Source organism: Prevotella jejuni, assembly GCF_900187995.1.
Classification (GTDB): domain Bacteria; phylum Bacteroidota; class Bacteroidia; order Bacteroidales; family Bacteroidaceae; genus Prevotella; species Prevotella jejuni.
Genome location: NZ_FZNZ01000017.1, coordinates 22,297 through 40,481 on the forward strand (window position 1 = coordinate 22,297; position 18,185 = coordinate 40,481).

At 39.7% G+C, this 18,185-nt stretch carries 14 protein-coding genes; 3 read left to right on the forward strand and 11 right to left on the reverse strand.

Annotation, left to right across the window (positions count from 1 at the left end; all coding sequences use genetic code 11):
* Positions 1-14: 14 nt before the first annotated feature.
* From CHB62_RS07780 to sppA, 3 genes are read right to left on the reverse strand one after another with little or no spacing between them, the layout of a single operon-like run.
* Entirely contained in the window at positions 15-824 is an 810-nt protein-coding gene (locus CHB62_RS07780; protein ID WP_089366387.1) for a purine-nucleoside phosphorylase, read from the reverse strand.
* Positions 709-1,887: a tetraacyldisaccharide 4'-kinase gene (gene lpxK, locus CHB62_RS07785; protein WP_089366388.1), complete on the reverse strand. Its 1,179-nt coding sequence runs from the start codon at positions 1,885-1,887 to the stop codon at positions 709-711. The genes CHB62_RS07780 and lpxK overlap by 116 nt, the downstream gene beginning before the upstream one ends.
* Before the next feature lie 6 nt (positions 1,888-1,893).
* Entirely contained in the window at positions 1,894-3,672 is a 1,779-nt protein-coding gene (gene sppA, locus CHB62_RS07790; RefSeq protein ID WP_089366389.1) for a signal peptide peptidase SppA, read from the reverse strand.
* Positions 3,673-3,767: 95 nt separating this feature from the next.
* Here sppA and CHB62_RS07795 point away from each other — a divergent pair, with 95 nt between their 5' ends.
* Both CHB62_RS07795 and CHB62_RS07800 read left to right on the forward strand, forming a co-directional pair.
* On the forward strand, positions 3,768-4,817 hold the full coding sequence (locus CHB62_RS07795; RefSeq protein WP_089366390.1) for a glycerate kinase: 1,050 nt from the start codon (positions 3,768-3,770) through the stop codon (positions 4,815-4,817).
* A 161-nt stretch (positions 4,818-4,978) separates the two neighbouring features.
* Positions 4,979-6,397, forward strand: coding sequence for a threonine/serine exporter family protein (locus CHB62_RS07800; RefSeq protein ID WP_089366391.1), 1,419 nt, complete (start codon positions 4,979-4,981; stop codon positions 6,395-6,397).
* Between the two features lie 869 nt (positions 6,398-7,266).
* Here CHB62_RS07800 and eno read toward each other — a convergent pair.
* The 4 genes from eno to CHB62_RS07820 form a co-directional block, all read right to left on the reverse strand.
* Positions 7,267-8,574, reverse strand: coding sequence for a phosphopyruvate hydratase (gene eno / locus CHB62_RS07805; protein WP_009011123.1), 1,308 nt, complete (start codon positions 8,572-8,574; stop codon positions 7,267-7,269).
* A 128-nt stretch (positions 8,575-8,702) separates the two neighbouring features.
* Positions 8,703-9,275, reverse strand: coding sequence for a LutC/YkgG family protein (locus CHB62_RS07810; protein WP_089366392.1), 573 nt, complete (start codon positions 9,273-9,275; stop codon positions 8,703-8,705).
* On the reverse strand, positions 9,268-10,650 hold the full coding sequence (locus CHB62_RS07815) for a lactate utilization protein B (protein WP_089366393.1): 1,383 nt from the start codon (positions 10,648-10,650) through the stop codon (positions 9,268-9,270). The genes CHB62_RS07810 and CHB62_RS07815 overlap by 8 nt, the downstream gene beginning before the upstream one ends.
* A 35-nt stretch (positions 10,651-10,685) precedes the next feature.
* Positions 10,686-11,417, reverse strand: a complete 732-nt coding sequence (locus tag CHB62_RS07820) for a (Fe-S)-binding protein (RefSeq protein ID WP_089366394.1) — start codon at positions 11,415-11,417, stop codon at positions 10,686-10,688.
* 189 nt (positions 11,418-11,606) lie between these two features.
* Between CHB62_RS07820 and CHB62_RS07825 the strand changes: the two genes are divergently transcribed.
* Positions 11,607-13,475: a DNA topoisomerase 3 gene (locus CHB62_RS07825; RefSeq protein ID WP_089366395.1), complete on the forward strand. Its 1,869-nt coding sequence runs from the start codon at positions 11,607-11,609 to the stop codon at positions 13,473-13,475.
* Between the two features lie 459 nt (positions 13,476-13,934).
* Here CHB62_RS07825 and CHB62_RS07830 read toward each other — a convergent pair whose 3' ends face one another.
* The 4 genes from CHB62_RS07830 to CHB62_RS07850 all read right to left on the reverse strand — a co-directional run bounded on the left by CHB62_RS07830 (position 13,935) and on the right by CHB62_RS07850 (position 18,140).
* Positions 13,935-14,243, reverse strand: a complete 309-nt coding sequence (locus CHB62_RS07830; protein WP_240616248.1) for a hypothetical protein — start codon at positions 14,241-14,243, stop codon at positions 13,935-13,937.
* A 930-nt stretch (positions 14,244-15,173) separates the two neighbouring features.
* Positions 15,174-16,316, reverse strand: coding sequence for a cytochrome d ubiquinol oxidase subunit II (locus CHB62_RS07840; RefSeq protein ID WP_089366398.1), 1,143 nt, complete (start codon positions 16,314-16,316; stop codon positions 15,174-15,176).
* On the reverse strand, positions 16,313-17,848 hold the full coding sequence (locus CHB62_RS07845; protein ID WP_089366399.1) for a cytochrome ubiquinol oxidase subunit I: 1,536 nt from the start codon (positions 17,846-17,848) through the stop codon (positions 16,313-16,315). The genes CHB62_RS07840 and CHB62_RS07845 overlap by 4 nt, the downstream gene beginning before the upstream one ends.
* Positions 17,849-17,924: 76 nt before the next feature.
* The gene (locus CHB62_RS07850; protein WP_089366400.1) at positions 17,925-18,140 is read right to left on the reverse strand and encodes a DUF4492 domain-containing protein; all 216 of its coding nucleotides are present in this window, start codon (positions 18,138-18,140) and stop codon (positions 17,925-17,927) included.
* Positions 18,141-18,185: the final 45 nt, after the last annotated feature.

The window sequence follows — 18,185 nt, forward strand, 5'->3', positions numbered from 1 at the left end:
TTATTAAATATGTGTTATGAGCGCTTAATCATCTCACGCATGATTTCTGTCATACGTGGTTGTGCTGCATTAGCAGCCTCCTGAACTTCTTCGTGGCTGACCTTTACTGGTACATCAAAGCCACCAAGGTCGGTAATCACACTGATACCAAATACCTTTATCCCACTGTGTCGAGCAACGATAACCTCTGGCACGGTGCTCATTCCTACTGCATCACCTCCCATCTTATGGTACATACGATATTCTGCAGGTGTCTCGAAGGTAGGACCCTGTACTCCCATATACACTCCATGCATAACTCTGATATTCTTTTCTTTGGCAATAGTGTCTGCAAGTTCTATAAGTTTATGGTCGTAAGCCTCGTGCATATCAGGAAAACGAGGACCTATAGGAAAATTTCGTCCACGTAGTGGGTGCTCTGGGAACATATTGATATGATCGGTAATAATCATCAAATCGCCAATCTTAAATGAAGGGTTCATACCGCCAGAAGCGTTAGAAACAAATAACGTCTCAATACCTAATTCGTGCATAACACGAATTGGGAAGGTTACATCCTTCATATTATATCCTTCATAGAAATGGAAACGACCCTCCATAGCCATGATATCTTTATCTCCAAGCTTACCGAATATAAGTTTTCCGGCGTGACCTTCTACAGTAGATACAGGGAAATTAGGTATATCTTGATATGAGAAGGCATAACTATCAGTTATCTCTGAAGCTAATTGTCCGAGGCCTGTGCCCAGAATGATGGCTGTCTTTGGACTTGTGGTCATCCTCTCTTTTAGCCAAGATGCTGTTTCTTGAATTTTTTCGTACATAAGATATGATTTTTTGATTAAATGTCTCTCCCTTATCAAGCATAAAACTTACTTTAATCGGGAGCGCATATATGTTCGCTTTTACTTCTTCTGATAATTTCTCAACATCGATTAGTCGTGCCTTATCTTTCTCTGTTGTGACAATCAACTTAGGCTCAGGCATTTTTGCAAAGGTCTCATTTATTCGGTTAATATCCTTTGTTGTAAATGCGTGATGGTCGGGGAAAGAGAGGGTAGTCAGTGCATTGTTACCTGTAAAAGAGTTCAAATCTAACTCTAACTGTTTAGGTGACATGATACCTGCAAGCAGCAAAATATTCTTTCCTCTTATCTCTGTAAGTGGTATGTTTCGTGTCTTACTGAAGATAGGCTCTAAATCACAATAATCTAAAGTAGTGAAATAAAGCTGTTGAAAAGGGTAAAGCTCCATTGCTTTACTCAATACACGATAGTCTATAGGGTTAAGACTTTTAGGACATTTGGTGATAATCACTATGTCTGCGCGATTCTTTCCTGACAATGGCTCACGAAGTCGACCAGCAGGAAGAAGCTTGTCATAGATGATTAATCGATGATAATCAACTAATAGAATATTAATTCCAGGTTGTACATAACGATGTTGAAAAGCATCATCTAATAGAATAACATCAACATCTTTTGTCTCTTCATCTGATGTTAACCTGTCTATTCCTTCACAACGATTCTTGTCTACTGCAACGCGAATGTCAGGAAACTTCGTCTTCATCTGATAGGGTTCGTCTCCAATCTCACGCATAGGCGTGTTCTCGTCAGCCAAAACATAGCCATGACTTTTACGTTTATATCCACGCGAAAGTACAGCAACCTTCATCTTATCTTTCAATAATCGGATAAGATACTCTACATGAGGGGTCTTTCCAGAACCCCCAACAGTGATGTTCCCGACGGATATAACAGGGATACCAAATCGTCGTGTCTTAAGAATATTCAACTCAAATAGCTCGTTGCGCAGACCCACTCCCAATCCATAGAGCCAGCTAAGCGGTATGAGCCATTTGTTTATTTTGATGTGATCTCCTTCCATATCTAATTAATGGATGTTAGGATAAAAAGGCAGACGAGCCTGAATAGCACTTTGTTGATTAATTGTCTTCAAAAGTGTAAATGGCTCATAATAGTCGCCTAAGTTTGCACGTAGTTCATCGCTCAGATAGGTGTCAGGTTTTACCTGCTTTAGTATCTGGTCCAAGACGTCGTCAGCCTCTGGATATGCTGATGTCCTGTAGTTTGGTAGTTTAGCAAGTTGAGCAGCTTTTGCAACTGCAACATCTAATCCACCAAGTTGATCAACGAGTCCAATTTTCTGCGCATCTTGTCCTGTGAATACGTGCCCCTGTGCAATTTTCTCCACTTGATTATCTGTCATCTTGCGTCCTTCTGCAACACGATGACGGAAGAGTTTATAACCTCTGTTCACATACTGGCTGAGATATGACATCTCTTCTTCTGTGAAAGGGCGTGCACGTGTGCCAAAATCAGCATACTTGTTGGTCTTTACCTCATCAAATTTCAGTCCCAATTTCTCCCTAAAGAGATTGCTTACGTCGGGGAACATACCAAAGATACCTATTGAGCCAGTGATTGTTGTAGGCTCAGCGACAATCCAGTTTGCTGGTGCCGACATATAATAACCACCCGATGCAGCCATTCCTCCCATGCTTACAACAACTGGTTTTAACTTCTTCATTTCCATAATCTGGTGCCATATCTGTTCTGATGCGTAGGCCGAACCACCACCAGAATTGATACGTATGACAACAGCTTTTACGTCTTTATCTTTCGCTAAATCCGCTAAGTCTTTACAAACTACTTGTGCATCAATCTGATGACCTTGTGAGAAAAGACCTCCTACGGCACCATCTACAATGTCGCCATAAGCGTAATAAACAGCCACTTTGTTGTTTTCATCACCTTGGTTCTTCGCTTCCGTATTCACCATGTCAGCGATTGTAACCTGTTCGATATCGTCGTCAGAATCAATCCCTAACTGTTTCTTGACAACAGTCTTTATTTGGTCAGTATATAATAAGCCATCAACAAGTTTAAGTTTAACATATTCTTGTGGATCTGCAAAGGTAATCATACTATCAGCATAGGCGTTCAACTGTGCTACAGATAATCCTCTGCTTGCACCAACCTCTTTTGTGATATTGCCCCAAATACTATTTAGATAAGCTGATGTTTGCTCACGGTTGGCATCGCTCATCTTGTCGCCTGTAAACATTTCAGTAGCACTCTTGTAGGCACCCACCTTAACAACCTGCATCTTAACACCAAACTTTGCCAAAAGATCTTTGATAAACACGGGCTCAGAAGCAAGTCCATGCCAATCAATCTGACCTTGTGGATTAAGATAAACTTTATCTGCAACAGACGAAAGATAGTATGTTCCTTGTGTGTAAGTGTCTGCGTATGAGATAATCCACTTCCTGCTTTTCTTGAAATCTAACAGTGCATTGCGAAGAGCTTGCATTGATGCGTATGAATCAGCAGCAAAGGCACCAGCCTCGATGTATATCCCTTTGATATTATCATTGTCTTTTGCTTTTTTGATCCCTTCAATCATATTGTCAAGTCCCAGACTATTTACTTGAGTACCTTGTAGCTGACTAAGAAAATTATTATCACTTCTTTCGGATAGTTGTCCTGAAAGGTTCAATACCAGTACAGAGTTTTCTTCTGGTTCTTTTGTGGCATCTTGTGACGTAATCATGCCAACAATGCCACAAAGAGCAAAGAAACCTGTAACGATGCTAAACAACATCATCCCGAAAAAAGAAGCAAACACGAACTTGAAAAATTGTTTCATATATAAGGTATCTAATCAGTATTTACTTGCAAAGATATATATAATAGATGTAAACTCCAAATTATTAATGAATTCTTAATAACTTTGTAGGCATTATGAAGCGTATTATTTTAGCAATTGATAGTTTTAAGGGCTGCTTATCCTCATTGGAAGCGGAAGAGGCTGCCAAACATGGCCTCAATGATCGATGGCAGGGGACAGAGGTTGTCAAGGTTCCTGTTACCGATGGTGGAGATGGTATGTTAGAAGTATTTTTACAGTTGTCTGACTGTGAAAGGGTCTTTGTCGAATGTCATGATGCACTCATGCGCCCTATTCGTGCGAGCTATGCTGTTTGTTCTGATGATACTATAATCATTGAAACAGCATTGTCTTGTGGTATCAACCTAATTAATAATCAAGAACTTAACCCATTACGTGCAACAACTTATGGAGTTGGTGAGCTTTTAGCTGACGCACTACAGAAAGGGTATAAGAAGTTTATTATTGGTCTTGGAGGGTCAGCTACAAGTGATTGTGGACTTGGGATGTTAACTGCCTTAAAGAATATTTTAGGAAATAGCTGGTGTGATAAGATCTTACATAATTTAGATGTTACTTTAGCTTCAGACGTTAGTAATCCGCTCTATGGAGAGCATGGAGCGGCAGCTGTCTTTGGTCCACAAAAGGGCGCAACGACTGAGATGATAGGCTACTTGGATCGTCGAGCTCATACTTTTTCACGTATGGCCTCTGTGAAATTAGGTGTAGATCATGCTTTTGACAAAGGTGCTGGAGCTGCTGGTGGATTAGGTTATGCCTTCCTTCAATTTATGAATGCAAAGATACAGTCAGGGGTTGATATTCTTTTTGAAACTATCAATTTCGATGCTATCATAGATAAAGCTGATTTAATCATAACAGGGGAGGGGAGTGCTGATGCTCAAACACTAATGGGGAAACTACCTGTAAAAGTCTTAGAATATGGGCTTCGCAAAAATATTCCTGTTGTACTCATAGCGGGTAGGGTAGCGGATGTTTCTTCTTTACTCAGTGCAGGCTTCTCTCAAGTAGAATGTGTTACGCCTTCAGATATTCCTTTTTCAGAGGCTATAAAACCTGTTATAGCAAAGGAAAATATCCGTAAAACGATGTTCAAGCTTTGATATGTAGGGAGAGTATCTCATAATTTGAATTACTGTTTTTTTACTTTTTCCTGATAAAACTGATATTTTAAGATATAGATTTCTTTGATGTAATACTAATATGCAAATAATATATTGTACCTTTGCAAACGATTTTAAGTTAAGTAAATAGATTGTTTTATATGGACGGAAAACAGACTGATTGTTCCAAGAGAATCCTTCGTAAGAAACTTGATTTGCTCCTTCGTACAGGACAGATATTAATGGAAAGTTCTGCAGATACGAGTCGTGTGAAACGTAACATGGAACGTACTGCTGCATATTTGGGTCTTCCTAAGGAGAACCTACACATTAATGTTGATTATTATATGTTGCAGGTGAACATAAGTGACGAAGCTCACAGCTTTTCTAAGATGCAACGTTGTGACAAGCATGTAATTAATCTACTTGCTATTCAGGAGGTTTCCAAACTCTCATGGCGTGCTATTCAGGAAGATTACTCAATAGAGAAATATGAGGAAGAACTTGAGAAGATTGCTCATGGTAGACATTATTACACCGAATGGGTTATTGCTATTGGTGCTGGTCTTGCCTGTGGTGGATTCTGTATACAGTTTGGTTGTGACTGGACAGCATTCTTCTATGCTTCTATAGCTGCTATTTTGGGTAATCGCTTACGTATGTTTTTGAATCATTCTGGTTCTAATTTGTATGCAAATTTTGCTATTGCTGCTTTTGTAAGTACGATTTTAGCCTGGTTATCGTCTTTTCTTTCTTCTCCTTCAGTTCAGATGACACTCCCTGAGTTTATCCGCCCTTATCTTCATTCTGAGACTCCTTGGCATCCTCTTTTGGCTTGTGCACTATACATTGTACCTGGAGTTCCGTTGATAAATGCTGTTAATGACCTGTTAGACAATCATATAAATACTGGTTTAGTACGAGCCACAAACACATTGCTCATTGTCGTTTCAATGGCATTTGGTATTATGTTGGCAATAAAATGTGGCTGTTTTGATGGTTTTGTAAAAACCCTTCCAACAGTACCTCACCATTCTTTCTCAGTTTATGCAATAGCTGCAGCAATCTCTGCAGTGGGTTTTGCGACGATTTATAACATTCCATATCGTTTGATGCCTTGGATAGCAGTTGGTGGTGTGATATGTGTCTGTACGCGTAACTTTGTATATCTTACCCCTGAGTCAGGGAATGTTGGCTTAGGCTTGGGACTTGTTGTTGGTTCTTTATGTGGGTCTGCATTGATATCACTCATTAATATTAAGGCTGTTCATATTTTCCACACTCCACACCAGTGTATTACGATTCCAGCTGTTATTCCTATCGTTCCAGGAGTATTAATGTATCGTGCACTTTATGGCTTCATGGAGTTGCAGGGTGTTGTTGGGGAAGTTACAAGCGCTATGTCCTTTGCTATTAATGGCTCATTGGTGTTATTTTGTATAGCTTTGGGCGTTGCAATTCCTAATATCTTTGCTAGAAAATGGATTGCTCCACACCGTAGAGCAAAGTTGGAGCGCATGATAGATGAGCGTCGCCAGCGTGGTAAGTTTGTTGATTTACATAACTATAATATTGATTAGAATTATTGACTTTGCAGAAATATAGTTTAGTCTTTTATAATATGCATAAGATGGATATATCATCTTAGCTTCATAAAAGAGACGATTCTACTAATATAGAACAATGAAATCGGGACTGTTACAGTTCCGATTTTCTTTTTTTTGCTCTATCAAGGTATGTGATATTTAATGGTAGGGTAAGTTATTTCAAGTATAGCATGAAATTTGATATAAGACCAAATATACTTAACTTAGCAAGCCTTTATTCGTTCTCTTCAGACGAAAAGTCTTTGTTTTCCTTTATATTATAGTATGCATAAGCTAATGTAACTGATTTTCTTTTTTCATTTATCGTCTTTACGTTTGTAAGTATTTTGTTATTATAGCTGGAGGTTATATTGTGTTTTAGCTATATAGTTACTTTTTTAAGATTGTTATATACTAATGATGAAGCTTTATAAGGCATAATAATAATCAGATAGCAAAATTATATGTTATAATTTACATCACCAAGAATATGCTATTAAATATTTATCTTTTATTTAATTTAGTAGATAATTAAGTTCTAAGAGCATGATTAATAACGATTTAAGAGACACTATATAATCTTAGTTGAATGTTCATTTCTTCTTAAAAAGGCCTCTCTTAAAATAATGGTCATTATGATAAATAAAGAATACAGATATTTTTTTATTCGTTTATAATGAGATGTAACATCAATGAAAGTAACTGAAAAGAGAAGATTTGAAGGCTGATAAAGTTAATGACTGACATAAGTTAAATGTCCTATGGAACATTATTATAATAAAAGAAAGAGGTAATTGCCTTTGAAAGACAATTACCTCTTTGCATATTTCTTTTACTCTGTCAAGTATTATTGACCAAATAAATTACTTCAACTTAGTATAGCCATACTTAGCGCAACGACCGAGTTCTTCCTCAATGCGGATGAGCTGGTTGTACTTAGCCATACGGTCTGTACGTGACATAGAACCAGTCTTAATCTGGCCAGAGTTTGTTGCAACAGCAATGTCAGCGATAGTTGTATCCTCAGTCTCACCAGAACGGTGTGATGTTACAGTTGTGTAACCATGACGATGAGCCATCTCGATAGCCTCGAGAGTCTCTGTCAATGAACCAATCTGGTTAACCTTGATAAGGATAGAGTTAGCTGCACCCATCTTGATACCCTTCTCAAGGAACTTAACGTTAGTTACGAACAGGTCATCACCAACGAGCTGACAACGGTCACCGATAGTAGATGTTAACTTAACCCAGTTCTCCCAGTCGTTCTCATCGAGACCATCCTCGATAGAATCGATAGGATACTTTGTGATAAGATGCTCGAGATAAGCAATCTGCTCATCAGCGCTAAGCTTCTTACCATTAGGATCCTTTGGCATACCATTCTTCAACTGACGATAGTCATAGAACCACTTACCATCCTCACATACAGCGAACTCAGAAGCAGCACAGTCCATTGCAATCTTAACATCCTTACCTGGCTCGTAACCAGCATCCTTGATAGCCTGAATGATTGAGTCAAGTGCATCCTCAATACCATCGAACTTAGGAGCAAAACCACCCTCATCACCTACTGCAGTAGAGAGACCGCGCTTCTTCAAAAGCTTAGCAAGAGCGTGGAATACCTCAGCACCCATACGGATACCTTCCTTCTCAGAAGGAGCACCAACAGGACGAATCATGAACTCCTGGAAAGCGATAGGTGCATCAGAGTGAGCACCACCGTTGATGATGTTCATCATTGGTACTGGCAATACATAAGTATTAGCACCACCGATGTAACGATACAAAGGAATATTCAATGCCTTAGCAGCTGTCTGAGCTACTGCCAAAGAAACGCCAAGGATAGCGTTAGCACCGAGCTTACTCTTTGTAGGAGTACCATCAAGTTCAATCATCTTATAGTCGATTGCACGCTGGTTCAGCACGCAGTCACCCTTCAATGCAGGAGCGATAACGTTGTTTACGTTCTCAACTGCCTTGAGGACACCCTTACCCAAGAAACGATTCTTGTCACCATCACGAAGCTCAAGAGCCTCATTCTCACCGGTAGATGCACCAGATGGAACGCTTGCACGCCCCATTACACCATTTTCAAGAGTTACCTCTACTTCAACTGTAGGATTGCCACGTGAGTCCATAATCTCGCGAGCATGTACTTTTTCAATCTTCATAACTTATGTGTTTATTAAAAATCAGTTATATTTTTAACTTTCTTTTCTCCTTGCAAAGTTAATAAAAAAAGTCGTAATCATCCCCTAACGACTCATTATATTTCTCTTTTTGACAAAATTAACGTTTATCACATTATGATGACAGTAACACCTCTGGCTGCTTGTGCACCCATAACAAGCGCTTGTTCGATATCTGCAGTCTTGCTCGGACCTGATATAAAGCAGCCATAACCATAATCAGTCATGTGAATTTTCTTGTAAGCTTCGTGCATGTTATTGACGATTTTATCACGTTGTACGAGAATAACAAGATTCTCTGAGATAAAACAAACGACCCTTTCTTTCATCGTTTGTGGCAGCCATACACATCCATTCTCAGCCACAGCAATATCACCTTGGATAATCCCGACATCCGTTCCGTTTAGGTCTTGTGCCTTAGCAACAGTATCAGGATTAAGGTTTGCCTTTATCCCTTCTACGTTAGAAGCTAATACTTTTGCATCTGGATAAGCCTTTTGTATCAACTCATTAATATCATCATCAGCCTTTGCTTCAATAACTTCACAACCAACAGTGTGGCTCATCTCAATGAACTGCTGTACTACATCTTGATATTTAATACCTTCCATCATTTTCTCAGGCATATCAAAATGTTGTTTAGTATTGCGACGCAATTTATTAAATAGTTCTTCTTTATTCATGTTTCATTTCCTCCATTGCGTGCTTAAATATGACATGGAAAGGCTTTTTCGCAAACTTTGGCATTGTATGACCAATGCTCCATGGATTAAGCTTTATATCCATTAGCGATTCTGGTATGTGATTGGCAACTGATGAATTACGAAGTAAAGCATCATAAATATGATAGTTTTCGTAAACAACTTTCATACCTTCTGCCATCACCTTCTTCTCTTTGTTCTCTGTTCCATACGTTTCAAGGCTCTGACGCCAGCGATAAATCTGACTTCCAGGGGTTACCTTTGCAGGACAAACGCAGTCACAACTCAGACATAATGAGCATGCTGATACATTACCACTGTGCTGTTTTGGATTCTTTAGCATACCAAGGTCGACTCCAATAGGACCAGGAATAAAGTAACTATATGAATAACCTCCAGAACGACGATAGACAGGACAAGTATTCATACATGCACCACATCGAATACACTTCAGTGTCATCCAATGTTCTTTATTAGCAATCATGTCACTACGACCATTGTCAACTAAGATTACATGCATCTCACCTCCTGGTCGAGCCTTACGGAATTGAGAGGTAAAGGCAGTTGATGGCTGTCCCGTACCGCTACGTGCCAATAAGCGTTGGAACACTGCTAAAGAGTCATAATCAGGAATCACTTTCTCAATACCCATAGCAACAATGTGTAGCTTTGGTATTGAAGTTGACATATCAGCATTACCTTCATTGGTGCAAACAACACAATCTCCTGTTGCAGCAACACCAAAGTTACACCCCGTCAAACCTGCTTCTGCATCCATGAAATCACCTCGAAGGTTCTCACGTGCACAGCGAGTGAGATAGGCTGGGTCATGATTGCCTTTCTCTTTTGATATTCCTTTTTCTTCAAACATCTCCCCTATCTCATCACGAGTCAGGTGAATAGCTGGCATAACGATATGTGCTGGTTTCAGATGCATGAGTTGGAGAATACGCTCACCAAGGTCGGACTCAACCACATTGATACCTCTTTTAATAAGATAAGGATTCATCTCACACTCCTCGGTAAGCATAGATTTAGACTTAACGAGCTTCTTTACTTTATGAGACTCAAGTATCCCATAAACCATTTCATTGAACTCCTGTGCATCTTTAGCAAAATGAACGATAACGCCATTACGCTCCAAGCTATTAGTGAATTGCTCTAAATAGTCTGCTAAATGGGTTGCGGTGTGTTCTTTAATACGACTTGCATGCTCGCGTAAGTCCTCCCATTCTGGTAGCTGAGCCGCAGCAGCATCTCGTTTCTGACGTAATGACCAGAATGTGCGGTCGTGTCTTTCAACCTTCTTAGGGTTCTTCAGAAACTCTTTTGCTCTTTTTGAATGATATGTTGACATAACTTTGTTGTCCTTTTATAAACCTTTTATATATATCATAAACCTGCAGCCAAGATTTCAGCTACGTGCATGAACTTGATTGGATAATGGTTCTTTGCTACTATGCCCTGCATGTGCATTAAGCATGAACTATCCGAACCTGTAATAATCTCAGCACCTGTATCCATGTGACGTTTCACCTTATCGGTACCCATAGCTGTGCTAACATAAGCCTCTTCGACAGCAAACATACCACCAAAACCACAGCACTCGTCCTTACGATCAGGTTCTTTTACGGTAATACCTTCCTTTAGTTTTAATAACTCAACAATCTTATTAGTAGGTTTCTCTTGAAACTCTGAAGGCGTACTAAGTGTTAACTCACGTACACCATGGCAAGAGTTATGAACTGATACGACATGAGGAAAACTTCCAGGGAGTTCCTTTACCTTCAAAACATCATGTAAGAACTCTACTAACTCCACTGTCTTCTTAGGGGTCTGACACTCATGGTCGAGTATCTGTGGATAATTAACACGCACAAAAGCAGCACAAGATACACTTGGTATAACTACATAATCAAAATCCTTAAACTTATCCTCAAAACGCTCAGCGAGATGATCAGACATACGCTGGAAACCACCGTTTGCCATAGGCTGACCACAACATGTCTGGCGTTCGGGATAGACTACATCTACTTTAAGCTTTTTCAAAAGCTTAAAGGTTGCTACGCCTACATGTGGGTAGAGTGCATCGACGTAGCATGGGATAAAGAGTCCAACTCTCATAATTTTATCTTTTCTTGTTCGTTTCTTTGCTACAAATTTAGATAAAATAACTTAGATAGAAAAAGAAAAACGCAAAAAAAGATAGGTATGAAAAACAGTTTAAGTCTCCTATCGAATATTTTTCTTACCTTTGCAAAGGTGAAAAGAAGGAGTGTAAGGTATAGGAAGAGATTTGATATAGTATAAAGCATGAAAGTTTGCATAGCCGAGAAACCAAGTGTAGCTAAAGATATTGCTCGTATCCTTGGTGCGAATAGCACACGTAACGGGTATATGGAGGGCAATGGATACCAAGTAACATGGACCTTTGGCCACCTTTGTGAGCTAAAGGAACCACATGACTATACCCGTAACTGGAAGTATTGGAGCCTTGGGTCTCTGCCCATGATTCCTTCACGCTTTGGTATTAAGCTGATTGAAGACGAAGGAATAAAAAAACAATTTGATGTTATAAAAGGTCTTTTTCAGGCTGCTGACGAGATTATCAATTGTGGTGATGCTGGTCAGGAAGGTGAGTTAATCCAACGATGGGTTATGCAGAAAGCGGGTGTAAAGTGTCCTGTAAGACGACTTTGGATTTCGTCTATGACGGACGATGCTATTCGTGAGGGATTTGCTAACCTCAGAGACGAAGCGCAATATCAACCCCTCTACTTAGCTGGCTTGTCTCGTGCTATCGGTGATTGGCTTTTGGGAATGAACGCAACACGCCTTTATACGTTAAAGTATGGCAATAATAGCTATGGTAGAGGGCAAGTGTTGTCTATTGGTCGAGTTCAGACACCAACCTTAGCACTCATCGTTCAGCGACAGAAGGAGATAGATAACTTTAAGCCAGAACCTTATTGGGTATTGGCTACAGTCTATCGTGACACACAGTTTACGGCTACAAAGGGTAAATTCACCTCTAAGGAAGAGGGCCAAAAAGCTTTCTCTACAATTGAGGGAAAGCCTTTTACGATTACAAGTGTCACTAAGAAGAAAGGTTCTGAACTGCCCAAACAACTTTATGACCTCACCTCTTTGCAGGTAGATTGTAACCGTAAGTTTGGTTTCTCTGCTGAGATGACACTTAATACAATTCAGACTCTATACGAACGCAAGCTTACTACTTATCCACGTGTTGACACACAATTCCTTTCTGATGATATTTATCCAAAGTGTCCACAGATTATGAACGGACTCTTTCAGACTGCCTTTGCTGGTAAAAAGCCTTATGCTGACATCGTAAAGGCGTTGGGTGGCAAGCCTTTACCTAAGACAAAGCGTGTCTTTGACTCCTCAAAAGTGACGGATCACCATGCTATCATCCCGACAGGTGTACTACCGCAAGGGCTGACAGATGCTGAACAGAAGGTATATGATCTCATTGCTCGCCGTTTTATCGCTGCTTTCTATCCTGATTGTAAGTTCTCTACGACAACGGTATTAGGTGAGGTGGATAAAATAGAGTTTAAGGTCTCTGGCAAAGAAATTTTGGATTTAGGTTGGAGAGTATGCATAGATACGTCAGCAGGTACTTCCTCTACCCCATTGGATGAGGGACAGGAAGGAGCAGCTACTGGCTCACCATTACTACCAAACTTTAAGAAAGGGGAATCAGGGCCGCACACCCCTACTCTAACAGAAAAGCTTACTACTCCACCAAAGCACTACACTGAGGCCTCTTTGCTTCGTACAATGGAAACAGCTGGTAAGCTTGTTGAGGACGAGACCTTGCGTGCTGCCATGAAAGAGAACGGTATCGGTCGACCTTCTTCACGTGCAGGAATTATTGAGACGCTCTTCAAACGCCACTATATCCGCCGTAAAAGAAAGAATATAGAGGCTACAGAGACAGGTATTGCACTTATTGATACGATTCACGAGAAACTTCTTACATCAGCCGAATTGACGGGTATTTGGGAGAAGAAACTCCGTGATATTGAAGCTAAAAAGTATGATGCCTCTCAATTTATCAATGAACTGAAAGAGCAGTTGACTAATATTGTTAATGATGTATTAGCTGACAATTCTACTCGAAAGATTGGTGAGATAGAGGATAATAAAGGGAAGTAAAAGCATTGTTTGTTATGCTTCCATCGAGATAACAGTCTTCTGATAGGCGACGTGATTTAGGTCTCCAAACAAGTGAAATATTATAGCAAAATATACAAGAAAAGTTTTGTTTTAAGTTGCTGTCACATTTAACATTTCACGTAACAGTACTGTAAATTAACGTGTTAAGTGTTGACTTTGACTGACAGAAATGACAGCAAAATTGGTTTTAAGTTAGATCTCTTTTTGTCAGTATGCAGAGGAAGAGTGGTTATGGATTTCAACTTCCATAGAGAACTCAAACAATTTCGAATGAAATGGGAGTAGACGCAATAAAGGGCCAGTTACTATATCATTCGTAATATTCGATGAACATGAAATAACAACGATGCTGTTGTCTGTTGTTTTGTGTTGTGATAAAAGTATTCATGAGCAGACATACTGTGATATTATTCACTAAATTAGCTCATTTTTAATGGTTTACATCTTCTTTACATACCAATCATTGCCTACATACTTATACTCTTGTTTATGTTCTTCAAAAAGATATAAGCCATCGTGATAGCCTTTCTTTATTTTTATATAGTCAATGCCATTAGAAATTACTCTTATTATCTTCTCATTATCTACACGACAATATGATAAGTTGAATTTCTTGTAAGCCTTGATAAATTTCATAATCTCTTTGTCTTGTAAGGGATAATTCTTTGGCTTTTTTACTATTCTTAGAGCCTTGTCAACAAACACAAGTCCACTACCTTTCGTCTTGAATGATTCGAAAAGTATCATGTCAGCATCTCTATTATAGATTAGGCACCCATCTAATATGCGATAATCATAGTTTGTTATTTGACTATTATAGCTTACTTTGGATGTACAACTACCGAAGAGAAATTGAGATAGAAATAAAAGCAATGTCAATATCTTAGAATTCATGTTGTAGTTTTCTGCAAAGATATAAAACTTCTTTTCTAAATCAAAATATCAACTTCGTTCTTTTAGAAACTTTCGAGAAATGGATCGATTAAGCTAATGAAAGTAAGATATTGAGGAGAAACAGTCGTTTCTATGAGCTCTATACAGATGCAAAAAATTGATACTCTGATGAGAATGAGATTATTGTTGCATCTCTTCAAGACTATTAATAAAAGGAGTAAAAATACTATATGTGTAAGTGCGAATTGTAAAGATGTTTCAGTGATAGTTTCTTTCTTTATTCGAGAAAAGCTCGGTGAGGAGACAAGAAGAGGCCTTTTTACGTTCAAGAACATGCCCTTCTTGCGTGTTAAAGACGCCCTTCATGGGGCATGAAGAGCGTCTTCTTCATAGCTATTCATAACATTCTGTTTTATTGACTGTTATGAGCTTTGTTGTTAGGAAAGATATGCTCCTGCATTAAGGTTGTTTCGTTTTATGCTTTGTAATATTATTTTACTGTCTTAAAGACTTTTTCGAGGTGTGGAATGATTACTGAGGTTCATCTATGGAGATATAGATAAATGTAGTAGTGTATGTTTATTTTTTACAGAGCAATGCAGAGAGTATTCTTATTCAGATATGGTTGTTTATCAGTATTAAAGAACGACTATTCGTATGCACTTTATCTACTTAAACCTTGGGTGGCTAATGCTCTGAAAAAAGAAAGGGCAATAGAAGTCCGTTATCGGATACCTCTATCACCCTTTTAGAATTTATCTGGAAAAATAGGAGTACTATATCTTAGTAAGCATGGTCGTCCTCAGCAATTTCCTTACGGTCAATAGCCTTCTTGTCGATTGCACGCCAAGCATAAACAATGTATGCCAAAACGAATGGAACAAGGAAGCTAACATAGAACATAGACTTCAATGTGAACTCACTTGAAGAGCTGTTCTTAAGTGTCAATGAGCTTTGGAGCTCGGCTGTTGATGGATAATAAGCTGTGTTGTTCCATCCTGCAATGAGGAAGAGAACCAAAACAACCAATACAACACCAATACCTGCAGGCCAAATACCACGGACATACTCTGGCTTAAGAACAGTTTTAACGATTCCAAAAAGCAAGAGAACAACACCTACAAGCAGAATGATAGCTAATGGCCACATTGCTAATAAGTTGCTCAGATACTTCATTGGCTCCATAACGATAACGCCAGCTTCGTTTACTGCGTAGCCCTCGCCAACCAATGTAACAATCAGGAAAGGCAAGAAGAACAGTAAGAAGAGAACGGTGTTAACGAGCAGTTGCTTTCGAACACGTCCACGGATAATGTCATCGTCCACATTATTATTAATATAGAGCGTGCCGAGGATACGTGCAAGGAATACTACTGAAATACCAAAGATAACTACCCAAGGATTGAGCAGTACGTCAAGTCCACGTGAACCATTTGCCCAATGAGAGATAACAGGCTGCATGAAGTCAGTAATGTTACCTTTCTCTACGATGAAGTTAGAACCTGTAAAGAAGGTTGCAACAGCTCCACCTAAGAGCAATGGACCAAGAATACCATTGATAATCAATCCAATCTGGAAGGTACGAACGCCAAAGAGATTACCAGCCTTGTTCTGGAACTCATAGCTGACAGCCTGAATGATGAATGTAAAAAGTATCAACAGCCATACCCAATAAGCACTACCAAAACTCGTACTATAGAACAATGGGAATGAAGCAAAGAATGCTCCGCCGAATGTTACAAGTGTTGTAAAGGTGAACTCCCACTTACGACCTGTTGAGTTAACGAGCATGCGACGCTCTTCTTCAGTCTTACCTAACTGGAAAATCATGGAGTTTGCACCCTGTACGAAAAGTAGGAATACAAGCAGTCCACCTAAAAGTGAGATGATGAACCACCAGTAGTGTTGCAGAAAATCGTATGTCATAGTTCTGGTCCTTTCTTAATTTGCTTACACATAATACTTACTTCGACTGCTAACATTGCAGTAAAGAGAACAAGGAAGAGGAAGAAGGTGAATGCGATACCGCCACTTGAGAGGTCGCTCACTGCTGCCCATGTTGGAAGCATGTCCTGGATGGTCCAAGGCTGACGGCCAAATTCGGCAACAAGCCAGCCACACTCACTGGCAATATAAGCCAATGGGATGAGTGCAATACCCACCTTCTGCAACCAGCCAAAACGGGTAATGTCTTTTCTATAAACGATGAACAACATCAGTGCAAACACAGCGATGAAAAGACATCCAAGCCCAACCATGATGCGGAATGACCAGAAATTAATAGGAATGAATGGTACAATCTGCGTAGCATCTTTGATGTATCCATAACCAAAGTACTTCATGTCTTTTTCAAGAACCTTGAGATTAGCCTCTTTGTTCTTACCGGCACGATAGTCTTTGAGGGCTTGAATGGCATTACGACCACGTTCTTGCTTTTCTTTCAGAGAAGGTTCCTGTGTGCCGTCAGCCTTCTTATAACCACGGATAATATCCTTTACACCAGGGACATAACCATGAGCATCCTTTGTTGCAAGGACAGAAAGCATGTTAGGAACCGCTATTCGCATAGGTGGCTCGGTCTGCTTCATATAGTCAGGCTGGTCGAATGGGTTTACCCAAGCTACTGCTGTTAAACTCTGATCGTTACCTCCTTCATAGAGAGCTTCCATTGCTGCAAGCTTCATAGGCTGTGACTGTGCTACCATATAAGCAGAGTTGTGACCTGTAGAACCTGCTAAAAGAGAGGCTACAAGACCAACAGCTGCACCCACTTTGATACTTGCTTTTGCAAGTTCAATATGACGTTTACGAAGCAGATACCAGCAACTTACTGCAACAGTGAATGCTGCTCCTAATACCCAAGAAGATGTAACAGTGTGTGTGAACTTGTCGATTGCGAATGGACTCAATGCAACGTCGAGGAACGAGGTCATCTCGTTGCGCATCGTATCGGGATTGAATGTACAACCGATAGGATATTGCATCCATGCGTTTGCTACGAGAATCCACCATGCTGAGATAGTTGCTCCTAAGCCAGTAAGCCATGTTGAAGCGAGGTGGAAGCCAGCTGAAACCTTGTTCCAACCGAAGAACATCACTGCAACGAAGGTTGACTCCATAAAGAAAGCCAGGATTCCCTCGATGGCAAGTGGTGCTCCAAAGATGTCACCAACGAACCAAGAATAGTTGCTCCAGTTAGTTCCGAACTCGAACTCAAGGATGATACCAGTGGCAACACCCATGGCAAAGTTAATACCAAACAATCGCTGCCAGAAACGAGCTGCAGTACGCCAGAACTCCTTCCGGGTGCGATAATAACAAGTCTCCATGATTCCCATTACGACAGCTAAGCCCAGTGTCAAGGGAACGAAAAGCCAGTGATAGATAGCTGTCAGCGCAAACTGTGCACGTGACCAGTCTACAGTGCCTGGATCAATGGCTAAAAGTAGGTTTTCCATTGCTTTTTGTTATTTGTAATAATGTTATAAATTAAATATATATACTTGATTCTTTAAGGTGGTAACGTAAGACAACTCATCGCTTCATGAGCTGTTGCTCGATGAATTCACCTTCTTTTCCTGCCTTTGCATTCTCCTTAAGAAAGTTCGGGAAGAAGAATATCTTTAAAACAAGAAACATGATAGCCAGTTTGATAATGATAACTGTCCACAACGTTTTGCCCAATGTCATGTGTCGAAAACCATCGTAATAGAGGTCAAAGACACGGTAAAAAAAACTGCTTTTGTTCACTGCGTGAAATGTTTTCGTACTTGTATTTTATACAAAAGGATTGTG

Excerpts from the sequence above, each read along its gene's own strand:
- CHB62_RS07780 (WP_089366387.1), bottom strand. The coding sequence starts at position 824 with ATGTACGAAAAAATTCAAGAAACAGCATCTTGGCTAAAAGAGAGGATG.
- lpxK (WP_089366388.1), bottom strand. The coding sequence starts at position 1,887 with ATGGAAGGAGATCACATCAAAATAAACAAATGGCTCATACCGCTTAGC.
- sppA (WP_089366389.1), bottom strand. The coding sequence starts at position 3,672 with ATGAAACAATTTTTCAAGTTCGTGTTTGCTTCTTTTTTCGGGATGATG.
- CHB62_RS07795 (WP_089366390.1), top strand. The coding sequence starts at position 3,768 with ATGAAGCGTATTATTTTAGCAATTGATAGTTTTAAGGGCTGCTTATCC.
- CHB62_RS07800 (WP_089366391.1), top strand. The coding sequence starts at position 4,979 with ATGGACGGAAAACAGACTGATTGTTCCAAGAGAATCCTTCGTAAGAAA.
- eno (WP_009011123.1), bottom strand. The coding sequence starts at position 8,574 with ATGAAGATTGAAAAAGTACATGCTCGCGAGATTATGGACTCACGTGGC.
- CHB62_RS07810 (WP_089366392.1), bottom strand. The coding sequence starts at position 9,275 with ATGAATAAAGAAGAACTATTTAATAAATTGCGTCGCAATACTAAACAA.
- CHB62_RS07815 (WP_089366393.1), bottom strand. The coding sequence starts at position 10,650 with ATGTCAACATATCATTCAAAAAGAGCAAAAGAGTTTCTGAAGAACCCT.
- CHB62_RS07820 (WP_089366394.1), bottom strand. The coding sequence starts at position 11,417 with ATGAGAGTTGGACTCTTTATCCCATGCTACGTCGATGCACTCTACCCA.
- CHB62_RS07825 (WP_089366395.1), top strand. The coding sequence starts at position 11,607 with ATGAAAGTTTGCATAGCCGAGAAACCAAGTGTAGCTAAAGATATTGCT.
- CHB62_RS07830 (WP_240616248.1), bottom strand. The coding sequence starts at position 14,243 with ATGATACTTTTCGAATCATTCAAGACGAAAGGTAGTGGACTTGTGTTT.
- CHB62_RS07840 (WP_089366398.1), bottom strand. The coding sequence starts at position 16,316 with ATGACATACGATTTTCTGCAACACTACTGGTGGTTCATCATCTCACTT.
- CHB62_RS07845 (WP_089366399.1), bottom strand. The coding sequence starts at position 17,848 with ATGGAAAACCTACTTTTAGCCATTGATCCAGGCACTGTAGACTGGTCA.